The sequence below is a fragment of the Coleofasciculus sp. G3-WIS-01 genome (assembly GCF_040223135.1).
In the GTDB taxonomy this organism is placed as follows: domain Bacteria; phylum Cyanobacteriota; class Cyanobacteriia; order Cyanobacteriales; family Coleofasciculaceae; genus Coleofasciculus.
This window is the reverse complement of the sequence record NZ_JAVJZI010000006.1, coordinates 1-10,416: the sequence shown is the minus strand read 5'-3', so window position 1 is coordinate 10,416 and position 10,416 is coordinate 1. Positions and strand designations below refer to the sequence as shown.

The window sequence follows — 10,416 nt, the reverse complement described above, 5'->3', positions numbered from 1 at the left end:
ATCAACTATGAACCATGAACCATGAATTAGAGAAATATATCGTATTTAAGATTAGCGACTGTCTCATGTCACTGCCAATGGATAATGTGTTAAAAGTAATCAACACTCCACCAACTGCCAGTGGCTGGAATGCCATGGGATTAATTCAAATCGGGAATCATACGATTCGGCTCGTGGATTTGCATCAGCAGTTAAATGCTGATAGAGACAGTCCATATTTAGTCTCTACTGTACCCGATCGCCAATCATTTTTAGTAATTACCCGTCCTCTAGCTAGGGAACTCTGTGGCATTATCGTCGATGAACCGCCAAATTTAGTTGAATTAAGCCGGGATATGATTCACCGATTACCTCAATCTAACCGTCAGTTGCAGATGGTTAGTCATGCCGCAATTATCTCTGATGAGGAGGTTACGACCACAATTTTTATGTTAGATTTGCAGCAACTCTTGAATCCAGTTGGGTAGCGGAAATAAGGGCGCTAGATCAGGGCACGATATTATCGTGCCCCTACCGCATCAATTCGTTGTAGGGGCATGGCATTACCATGCCCTATCAATTAGGTGGAAAGAATAAAAGAAACCCCCTTTTTGCCCTGGCGAGGAGGAAGTCGCAGCTACACAAACTTTCGTCCGCCTGCGCGGACTAGATTATAAAGGGGGTGGCTAACCCGGATTTGGTATCAGAAGTTGAAATGTCGTGTTTCTGGGTGAAAAGGCAACAGGAGAAGGTCCTAACGTATCCCCATCACCCCGTCACCTCGTCGGGGCGCTAGATCAGGGCACGATACTATCGTGCCCCTACCGCATCAATTCGTTGTAGGGGCATGGCATTGCCATGCCCTATTAATTAGGTGGAAAGAATAAACGTTAAAAGAGGAGATCATCCTTTGTCCTTTGTCAGGGTTTGAGGTGGTTTGACAAACCTTAACAGGGTTGAGCCAGATCAGTTCCGTGTTCTGAAGTCGAAATGCCGTGTTTTTGGGTGAAAAGGCAACAGGAGAATGTCTTAACGTATCCCCATCACCCCGTCACCTCGTCAGGGCGCTAGATCAGGGCACGATAGTATCGTGCCCCTACCGGATCAATTCGTTGTAGGGGCATGGCATTGCCATGCCCTATTAATTAGGTGGACAGCATCAAAGTCGAGGAAATGGAACAAGGATTTGCCCGAAAACCCCGAAAACTGAAGCGTGAAGACACGACTACGCCAGAACAATCCTCACCGTTGCTCCTCAAATCTTGGTCATTCGAGTCTTTTACTCGGCGTTTCAGGTTTGAAACCCCAAGTTTCAGGTTTGAAACCCCAAGTTTCAGGTTTGAAACCTCAAGTTTCAGGTTTGAAACCTCAAGTTTCAGGTTTGAAACCCCAAGTTTCAGGTTTGAAACCCCAAGTTTCAGGTTTGGAACCTCAAGTTTTAGGTTTGGAACCTCATCATCCCCTAGATAGGGCTTCCTGCCAAATTTCGTAGTTATAGAACTTGCAGTTCTCTTGGATAGCGAGGATGACGCTGAAAGCATTTTTACCAGAATCAGTTGGGATTAAGGTGAGGAGATGGGGGAGGTATTGAGTGATGGCGCCTGTGTCTTTCTTAGCGATATTACCTAAGGCAGCGGCGGCATTCCAACACACAGAAGAGTCAGAATGTTCCAGGAGTTTGAGCAAAGCAGGAATCGCCCTTTCAGAACCGATTTCACCTAAGGCATAGGCGGCTCTCCTACGCACAGAAGATCCAGAATCTGCCACGAGTTGGAGCAAAGCAGGAATCGCCCTTTCAGAACCGATTTTACCTAAGGCATCGGCGGCACTGCTACGCACATCAAAATCCGAATGTTCTACCAGTTTGAGCAAAGCAGGAATCGCCCTTTCAGAACCGATTTTACCCAAGGCATCGGCGGCTCTCCAACACACAGAATAATCCGAATGTTCCGCCAGTTTTAGTAAACCAGGAATCGCCCTTTCAGAACCAATTTTACCTAAGGCATATACGGCTCTCCAACGCACAGAATAATCCGAATCTTTCACCAGTTTTAGCAAGGCAGGAATCGCTCTTTCAGAACCGATATCACCTAAGGCATTGACGGTACTTATACGCACATTATAGTCAGAATCTTTTACCAGTTTTAGCAAAGCATAAATTTCCTGATGTGAACCGATTTCACCTAAGGCATCGACGGTACTTATACGCACATCAGAATCCGAATGTTTCACAAGTTTGAGTAAGTCAGAAATCGCCGCATTTGAACCGATTTTACATAATGCATTTGCCGCTCTCCAACGCACAGAATAGTCAGAATCTTCCACCAGTTTTAACAAGGCGGGAATCGCCATCTGTGAACCAATTTTACCGAATGACTCAGCGGCACTACTACGCACATTATAGTCAGAATCTTTCACCAGTTTTAACAAGGCGGGAATCGCCCTTTGTGAACCGATTTCACCTAATGCCTCTGTGGCACTACTACGCACAGAAAAATCAGAATGTTCTATCAGTTTGAGCAAACCAGGAATCGCTCTCTCGGAACCGATATCACCTAACGCATCTGCGGCTCTCCAACGCACAGAAAAGTCAGAATGTTCCACGAGTTTGAGCAAACCAGGAATCGCCCTCTCGGAACCGATTTTACCTAAGGCATAAGCGGCACTACTACACACATCAGAATCTGAATGTTCCATGAGTTTGAGCAAACTAGGAATCGCCCTCTCGGAACCGATATCACCTAACGCATCTGCGGCTCTCCAACACACATCAGAATCTGAATCTTCCACCAGTTTTAGCAAACCAGAAATTGCCCTCTCGGAACCGATTTTACCTAAGGAATCTGCGGCACTAATACGCACAGAATAGTCAGAATGTTCCACGAATTTTAGCAAGGCAGGAATCGCCCTCTGTGAACCAATTTTACCTAAGGCATAGACGGCAATCCTAGGCACAAAATAATCCGAATCTTTTACCAGTTTGAGTAAACCATGAATCGCCCTCTGTGAACCGATATCACCTAAGGCATAGACGGCACTCTCACGCACAAAATAATCCGAATCTTCCACCAGTTTGAGCAAACCGGGAATGGCACTATCCGATCGCGTCTCCCGCAAAAGCTGAACCTTTAACCAAGCAGGGACATCCAACGCCTTCACATACCCAACCGTCTGCTCCTGAAACTCTGGCTTTACCTCCCCCGCTAACCGCGCTCCCAACCGCCAATCCACTGCCAATGCCAGTTGTACCACCTGCACCGCTCGCCTATCATCCACCAGCGCCAACATCAACGCGATTGGCTCCGTCCATTTTAGGTAATTGAGATACTCCCGCTTCAGCACCCCATCATTCAACATTGGCAACCGTTCCCACAATGCCTCGGCTGCGTAATATTCCTGAATCAGTTGATGGCGAAACTCTAACTCTTCATTGCCTGTTCCTGCCTGAATTAGATGATACTTCTGCAAATCCCGCAGACACTTACGGGCAAAATCCTCGCCATACGCCACCTTGCCATTGAGAAATTGCGCGATCGCCTGTACTGCTTCTTCCCGTGCAATCCCTACCCGTAGTTCGGTTGGCGTCTCTCCCTGCATCATCACCCACGCCAACTGTTGCAGCACCGATTTCCACCAGTCGCGATCGCTCTCAATCACCACATCCTGTTTCAGGTTGCGCTCATACCCCTGAGTAAATAATCGAAACACCAACCCCAAATTCTCTGGAATTGTCTGAGTCTCGCCAAACAAGTCACACAGCATCCACAGCAGTAAGGGGGTTTTCCCAAACTCTCGCAAGCGCTCACCGAGTTGGCGCAGCATTTCCTCGGCTTGTTCTGGCACATAAGCACGGATAAACGCCTGCATTTGCGCTTCAGTGAGCGGCTGCATTTCCAATTTCTGCTCAATCACTAAATCTCCCCCCAGGCTCAAATCCCGTGTGGTGAAGATCATCGGCACTTTGGGATGGTTGCGCCGAAAATCAGAAAGCTGCGATCGCGCTTCCTCTGACGGTAACTCATTCACCCCATCAAAAAGGATGAGGGAGCGTGACAACACGGTTTCCAGTTGTGCCGCCGTTAAGGGGAGTTCATGGCGAGTAAAGGCATTGAGAATTAATTGGGTGATTGAACCTTGCCAGTAACGCAGTTCCACCAACACCGGAATTTGGGTTGACTCCCCTCTCCCAGAATTGGGAGAGGGGCTGGGGGTGAGGGCTTCCTGAGTGCAGAGTGAGAAGTCGGAGTTGTTCAAAAACTCTGATTTCTGAGTTGTCGCCTCTTCCAAGAGCAACCGTGCTAACGCCGTAGACTTTCCCGATCCGGGACGCCCAACTAACAAAACCTGCTCCTGGGCATACTTACGCAGCCCTTCCAGGACGGAAAATCGCTCGACCTTCTCTTCCTGTGGCTGTTCTCGCTCCTCCTTTTTCACCCTCTGCACGATCAACCCAAAGTCAAAAATCGGTGTCACGTCCTGAGATTGCCGTTTTTTGCTTTCGGCATCGGTCAATGTGTAAAGCTGCCACCACTGCTTATACTTAGTGGTAATTGCGGTTAAATAGGGCTGAACATCGATTTCAGTCTGCTTTAGAACTAAATCCCGCCAGCGGCGATCGCGTTGATGAAACTGCTGCTGAAACTCTCGCAATTGGGGAAACTGCTCCAAAATCACGGTAGTTGGTACAGCGCCACCCCCCAAATCAAACGAGCGATCGCGGGTAAACTTGACCATCCCACAAACCTTACCCGTTCGCTGATTCAGCAACGGTGCGCCACTCATCCCTGGTCGCACCTGTCCCAATTTAAACTTAATTAACCCTGGCTCATCTCCGGTTAAGCCTTCACAGTTAAACGTTACCGGACAGCCATTGTCAAACTCTTGATCAGGATAACCGAATAGATGGAGCGGATCGCGGGATTTAATCTCCCCATCCAAATACACACAAGGCGGATCGGCATCAGTGGGGAGCGTCACCCGCAACAGCGCTAAATCATAAGGATCAGCGAGCAATTCCTCTACCACCGCCTGTGACCAATTCTCCTGCATCTGCCAGCGTACCTGAATCGGTTCACCCTCTGCCTTTTTCACCACATGAGCGCAAGTGAGAATCCATTCTGGAGCGACAAAAAAGCCTGTTCCCCAACCTCTACCAGGAAGGGAGAGCTTCACCGTGCATTGTTGCAACAGATTCTCGACGCGACTCATGGTTTAAGGTTTAGGTTGAGCTTCCCATTCCAACGTGATTTCCAGATTCGCTTTACCCGATCCTTTGACAATCACCGCCGTCAATTGTCCCGCCTCGATCGCCATTTCCATGCCAAATTTTACCGTCGCTTTCTTGGGTCTGGCTTTTTTCAGGGGTGCGGCGATCATCTGCACCACCCCCTCGATCGCATCAGCGACAGGCTGAAACTGCTTGGCGTCAAAGCTGACATCTTCTCGCCCCGTCGTTGTCACCTCAAATTTCGCGATCGCCCCATTGGGAAGCTCAACTGGAACGGTGTCACTGCGGGATTCGGCAAAGGTCATTTCATTCTCCTCAATGGGAAATGTAAGGGCTAAGGTTCCCTGACTAAAAACTTGTTATCCCTATCTTACGCTGTTCGGCAGATAAACCTTAAGATCAAGCTGACTTTTCACGGGATCTAGAAAACCTCTCTCCAAACCTCTCTCCATCCCCCCTTGCCCCCCTTTGAAAGGGGGGTTAGAGAGAGAATGCTTTGAATTTTCCCCCTTTCATGCAACGCGATCGCACTCTAGAATTGCAACAGTAGACTTAAAATAGTCATTAATTGGGTGATATGGCAACTCTGACCATTTCCGCATCTTTTTTAATCAGGGCTTATCACCATAACTCCCAGAGAGCCGTTTGGTTTGCCCAACAAATTGCTAATCTCTAGAATATCCGTTCAATAATCCGATTATCTACGATTATTAATCCCAGATGCGCTTGACTGGATAAGCATCAAATACCCCATCTCTACTCATAATTGGTATATTTTCTGCAATAGCTTGTGCAATGAGAAGTCTATCGAAAGGATCATTATGATGAAACGGTAAAGTTGAAATTATTCCCAGATGATTTAACTGAATAGAAAGTAAGGCAAAGTCCTCCAAGTTTATCTTTTGCGTAATGTAATTTTCAAGGGGAACTAAAAGAGTTAATTTTCCTTTGCTTTGTTTAATTGCCATTTCCCAGACGCTGGCAATACTAATAAATTTTTCATGATTAGTATCTTCCATCAGTTCGCGGACAGTATTGCTGAGATTAGAGTGACCAGAAAAGAACCAAATCAGAGCATGAGTATCCAGAATAAATTTCATTAATAATCTTTAAAGTCTTCTAAGGGTTCATCAAAGTCATCGGTTATGGAGATCATCCCCTTGTCACTACCAAAAAGGGGGGGTCTTTTTTGTCGAGAATACGGCGATACTAATTTAACCATTGGCAGGTCATTCTTGGTGATCATAATTTCTGTACCAAGTGAGGCATTTTCCAGGAGTTGATGGATTTGCATTAAGGCTTGATTGATATCTATTTTTTCCATAGAGAAATCCTCTTTTTTCTCAGATTAAATTCTACCATTTATTTCCCAACTGAAGCAGGTCGAATGCGTTACTGAGGCTGAACTGTAACGGAAATAAAATAGCATAGACTACAGTATATACGTTACCCATAATCGGATATAATCGCAATACATTTCACCACCAAAGAGCGCACGATGGTGGCATGACACCCAGTTACAGTCTCAGGTAGAATCTTTCATGGTTCGCGGAAGGAATTACTACTGAGTTTCCTGTAAAACGTGGTGAATCAAATCAGCCGCTAGCTGGAGTTTATCTCGGTTGGTAAGAGCCTCAAAGTTTACTGTTGCAACAGATGGCATCAGGGATATTGGCGAAGTTTGTGAGGTAGTGGATAATTCCAATGTCTCGTAAAAATAGTCAATAGGCTTTCGGTAGACTCCGGCGAATGCGGGTAACTCCCTCTCAGCATCTACTTTACGTTTCCCATTTTCGATATAAGACAGGATTTGCTGACTCAGGGCGGGTTTTGTTATTTATTTATCTGTGACTAGCTAAGTTAGTGACTAAACCCGCCCCTACAGACTCATTTCATCGCCATAATCCCTTAATTTCCCGCCAAATCTGTGACTGATTAGATTGAACTCTGGGATGAGTCAAAACGCCCTGACTCGGACTAAATAAAAACGCCAGCATAAAAAATCCAAACGTGACTAATACAATGGCAGGACCTGACGGTAAGTTGAAAAAATAGCTCAAATACATTCCACTAATACTGGCAACTACGCCAATTCCTGAACCTAAAAGCATCATCTGGTGTAACCTTGTCACCAATAAATAAGCCGTCGCCCCTGGTGTAATTAGCATGGCTAAGACCAAAATCACGCCAACGGCTTTGAGACTGGCGACAATGGTTAGGGCAATTAAAATCATTAAGCCAAAGTTGAGTAAGTTTGTTGGTAATCCCGCCGCTTTTGCGCCTACGGGGTCAAAGGTATAAAACATCAATTCTTTATACAGCAATAAAACAATGGCGAGGACAATGGCGGTAATTATGGCTGTATTAATCACTTCCTCTCCCGTAACACTGAGGATATTACCAAATAAAAAGTGATTTAGGTCAATCTTATTGTCCTTTTGAATAACTGTAATTAAAGTAATACCGAGGGCAAAGAAGGCGGAAAAGACAATCCCCATCGCCGCATCTTCTTTAATCTGCGATCGCGTCCTGATCCAGGTAATTATAATGGTACTGACAATACCTGCCAAAAACGCCCCCAGAAAGATATCCACGCCCACGATATAGGCGATCGCTAATCCGGGTAACACAGAATGACTAATCGCATCACCGAGTAAGGCTAGGCGTTGTACCATGAGGTAACTTCCCACCGAGGCGCAGACAATCCCCACTAAGACGGCTGTCATTAGCGATCGCTGCATAAAGCTGTATTGCAAAGGTTCAATTAAAAGGTCAAGCATGATTTGTTATTTGTTGATGTCTTATGTCATTTGTTAAATACCTAAAACGTTAGCCAGGGCGGGTTTTGTCTTAACGTTAATAAAAACAATCAATTTTAATCCCTAAACCCGCCCCTACACAATTTAAACATTAAGCAGCGTCTGAGAAAAATACGACTTGACCCCCATAAGCACGTTGTAGGTTATTTGCCTGCATTACCTGGTGGCGGGAACCTGAGGCAATTAATTCCCGATTCAATAAAATTAAATCATCAAAATTTGTAATCGCTTCCCCTAAATCATGATGAACCACTAACACGGTTTTCCCGGAATCGGCTAACTCGTGGAGAATCTCAAAAATAACAGCTTCGGTTTTTTTATCGATTCCCGCCATGGGTTCGTCAAAACAGAAAATATCGGCTTGTTCAGCTAATGCTTTGGCGAGAAAAACACGCTGCTGCTGTCCCCCCGATAATTGTCCAATGGGGCGATCGCGAAATTCACTCATACCCACCCGCGCTAACGATTGGGCGGCGATGCGTCGGGATACGCTGGAGAAACGCCGAAACCATCCCGTCTTGCGTATCCGCCCCATTAATACCACATCCCACACCGTTGCGGGGTATGTCCAATCAATCTGCGATCGCTGGGGTACATAAGCTACTCTGTCTAATTGATCCATCATGGGTTTCCCCTGATACATCGCTGTACCACAGCTTGTCTGCACTAACCCCAGCATCGCTTTGATCAGCGTACTTTTTCCCGCGCCATTGGGACCAATAATCCCTGTCAGTCGCCCCGGTTGAATCTGACAGGTGATATCCTTTAGCGCTTCGACGAGGCGGTATTGCACGCTAAGGTGTCCAATCCTCAGGGGTTCCTGGCGGACGATGGCGCGATCGCGCTGGGGGTTGTGGTTGTTGCTATTCAAGATAACCATTGACATGATCAAACCAGAGAGATTTTAAAAAATGAAACAATTATGAAAATATTGTATCCTCAAAAATGAAAACAATATGAGAACTAATATATAAACTAAATGAACGTGATGACTCACTCGCAGGGTAGAACTCAGTGGTACAGGTGCACAGATGCAAGGGTGCAGGGGTGTACAGGTGTAGGGGCTCTTTTGACTGATAACGTTACCCAACACACCGATAGCTTGACTAAACCCGCCCTCCTTGAAGGAAAGGGTAGTTCACGTAAGTTGGGTAGAGCGCAAGCAAAATCCGACAGGCTCCCTCATCAGAGTTGGGTTTCGTTCCTCAACCCAACCTACAACGGTGGCATACTTAAATTAGCTGGGGTGATTCTGGGACTTTGGATCAGTGGCTGTGAGGCGACAAATCCAAATCTTTCAGGAACCGATGCAGAGGACAAACCTAACGTTGTCGCCACAAGTACCATTATTGCCGACTGGACAGAAAAAGTCGGGGGAGATGAGATAGAGTTAACTGGAATCCTCGAACCCGGTGCTGATCCTCACGTTTACGAACCCGTACCCGCTGATACAATTGCCTTAGAAAAAGCGGATCTAATTCTCTACAACGGTTATAACTTAGAACCGGGACTGATTAAACTGATGCAGTCGGCGGGGGTAAATGCCAAAACCTTTGCTGTTGGGGAAGTTGTAACGCCATTAGATTTTGAGTATCAGGGAAAAAAGGAACCTGATCCTCATGTTTGGGGAGATGCAGAGCATGGGATTAAAATGGTTAATGCGATACGCGATCGCTTAATTGAACTTTCACCGGAAGACAAAGACAAATTTACCGCCAACGCCGCCAAACTCACGGCTGAATTGGAACAGGTTGATACGTGGATTACTCAACAGATTCAAACCATACCTGCTAATCAGCGTAAACTTGTAACCACTCATGACGCCTTTCAATATTATGCTCAAGCCTATGGATTAGAAGTAATTGGTACTCTGATTGGTATTAGCACCGAAGAACAACCCAGCGCCCAAACCGTGAAAACCCTATCCGATGCGGTAAAAGAAGCAGGCGTTCCCGCTATTTTTGCCGAAACCACGATTAACTCCGCCCTGATTAAAACGGTTGCAGAAGAAGCGGGAGTCAAATTACCACCATCCGAACTTTATTCTGATTCCCTCGGCGCACCAGGAAGTGAAGCGGATACTTATGTGAAAATGCTGATTACTAATACCCGTACTATTGTCGAAGCTTTGGGAGGCGATTATCAAGCATTTCTAAACGGGGGCAATTAATGTTAACGGTGGAGATCGTCATTCGTCTTATGTCTTATGTAGGGGCGGGTTTTGTTGTTCCGTTATCGGTGGGGAGGGCGGGTTTTGTTGTTCCGTTATCGGTGGGGAGGGCGGGTTTTGTTGTTCATTTATCGGTGGGGAGGGCGGGAATCGATAAAAAAACCGAAGCTGTTATTTTTGAGATTCTCCACGAGTTAGCCGATTCCGGGAAAACCGTGTTA

Annotated in this window: 9 protein-coding genes and 1 pseudogene; 4 read left to right on the top strand and 6 right to left on the bottom strand. The window is 46.2% G+C overall.

The window, feature by feature from the left end:
- Nucleotides 1-14: 14 nt before the first annotated feature.
- Both RIM23_RS00370 and RIM23_RS00365 read left to right on the top strand, forming a co-directional pair.
- The gene (locus tag RIM23_RS00370) at nt 15-467 is read left to right on the top strand and encodes a chemotaxis protein CheW (RefSeq protein WP_446363470.1); all 453 of its coding nucleotides are present in this window, start codon (nt 15-17) and stop codon (nt 465-467) included.
- A 725-nt stretch (nt 468-1,192) separates the two neighbouring features.
- Nucleotides 1,193-1,471, top strand: coding sequence for a DUF1720 domain-containing protein (locus RIM23_RS00365; RefSeq protein ID WP_446363468.1), 279 nt, complete (start codon nt 1,193-1,195; stop codon nt 1,469-1,471).
- On the opposite strand, the gene RIM23_RS00360 is transcribed toward RIM23_RS00365, so the two are convergent.
- The 6 genes from RIM23_RS00360 to RIM23_RS00335 form a co-directional block, all read right to left on the bottom strand.
- On the bottom strand, nt 1,435-5,187 hold the full coding sequence (locus RIM23_RS00360) for a HEAT repeat domain-containing protein (RefSeq protein WP_446363466.1): 3,753 nt from the start codon (nt 5,185-5,187) through the stop codon (nt 1,435-1,437). The genes RIM23_RS00365 and RIM23_RS00360 overlap by 37 nt on opposite strands.
- 3 nt (nt 5,188-5,190) lie before the next feature.
- A complete protein-coding gene (locus tag RIM23_RS00355; RefSeq protein WP_446363464.1) occupies nt 5,191-5,511 on the bottom strand; it encodes a CU044_2847 family protein in 321 nt (106 codons plus the stop codon).
- Nucleotides 5,512-5,916: 405 nt separating this feature from the next.
- Nucleotides 5,917-6,306 carry a type II toxin-antitoxin system VapC family toxin gene (locus RIM23_RS00350; protein WP_446363462.1) on the bottom strand — a complete coding sequence of 130 codons (390 nt, stop codon included), beginning with the start codon at nt 6,304-6,306 and terminating at the stop codon, nt 5,917-5,919.
- Nucleotides 6,306-6,530: a type II toxin-antitoxin system Phd/YefM family antitoxin gene (locus tag RIM23_RS00345; RefSeq protein WP_446363460.1), complete on the bottom strand. Its 225-nt coding sequence runs from the start codon at nt 6,528-6,530 to the stop codon at nt 6,306-6,308. Before RIM23_RS00345 ends, RIM23_RS00350 begins: the two co-directional genes overlap by 1 nt.
- Before the next feature lie 568 nt (nt 6,531-7,098).
- Nucleotides 7,099-7,986, bottom strand: coding sequence for a metal ABC transporter permease (locus RIM23_RS00340; RefSeq protein WP_446363458.1), 888 nt, complete (start codon nt 7,984-7,986; stop codon nt 7,099-7,101).
- Nucleotides 7,987-8,116: 130 nt separating this feature from the next.
- Entirely contained in the window at nt 8,117-8,905 is a 789-nt protein-coding gene (locus tag RIM23_RS00335) for a metal ABC transporter ATP-binding protein (protein ID WP_446363472.1), read from the bottom strand.
- A 99-nt stretch (nt 8,906-9,004) separates the two neighbouring features.
- Here RIM23_RS00335 and RIM23_RS00330 point away from each other — a divergent pair, with 99 nt between their 5' ends.
- Nucleotides 9,005-10,195 carry a metal ABC transporter substrate-binding protein gene (locus tag RIM23_RS00330; RefSeq protein WP_446363456.1) on the top strand — a complete coding sequence of 397 codons (1,191 nt, stop codon included), beginning with the start codon at nt 9,005-9,007 and terminating at the stop codon, nt 10,193-10,195.
- A pseudogene (locus tag RIM23_RS00325) lies at nt 10,195-10,416 on the top strand (hypothetical protein); the annotation flags it as partial. The gene RIM23_RS00330 and the pseudogene RIM23_RS00325, both read left to right, overlap by 1 nt.

Excerpts from the sequence above, each read along its gene's own strand:
- RIM23_RS00330 (WP_446363456.1), top strand. The coding sequence starts at position 9,005 with ATGAACGTGATGACTCACTCGCAGGGTAGAACTCAGTGGTACAGGTGC.
- RIM23_RS00370 (WP_446363470.1), top strand. The coding sequence starts at position 15 with ATGAACCATGAATTAGAGAAATATATCGTATTTAAGATTAGCGACTGT.
- RIM23_RS00340 (WP_446363458.1), bottom strand. The coding sequence starts at position 7,986 with ATGCTTGACCTTTTAATTGAACCTTTGCAATACAGCTTTATGCAGCGA.
- RIM23_RS00360 (WP_446363466.1), bottom strand. The coding sequence starts at position 5,187 with ATGAGTCGCGTCGAGAATCTGTTGCAACAATGCACGGTGAAGCTCTCC.
- RIM23_RS00350 (WP_446363462.1), bottom strand. The coding sequence starts at position 6,306 with ATGAAATTTATTCTGGATACTCATGCTCTGATTTGGTTCTTTTCTGGT.
- RIM23_RS00345 (WP_446363460.1), bottom strand. The coding sequence starts at position 6,530 with ATGGAAAAAATAGATATCAATCAAGCCTTAATGCAAATCCATCAACTC.
- RIM23_RS00355 (WP_446363464.1), bottom strand. The coding sequence starts at position 5,511 with ATGACCTTTGCCGAATCCCGCAGTGACACCGTTCCAGTTGAGCTTCCC.
- RIM23_RS00335 (WP_446363472.1), bottom strand. The coding sequence starts at position 8,905 with ATGGTTATCTTGAATAGCAACAACCACAACCCCCAGCGCGATCGCGCC.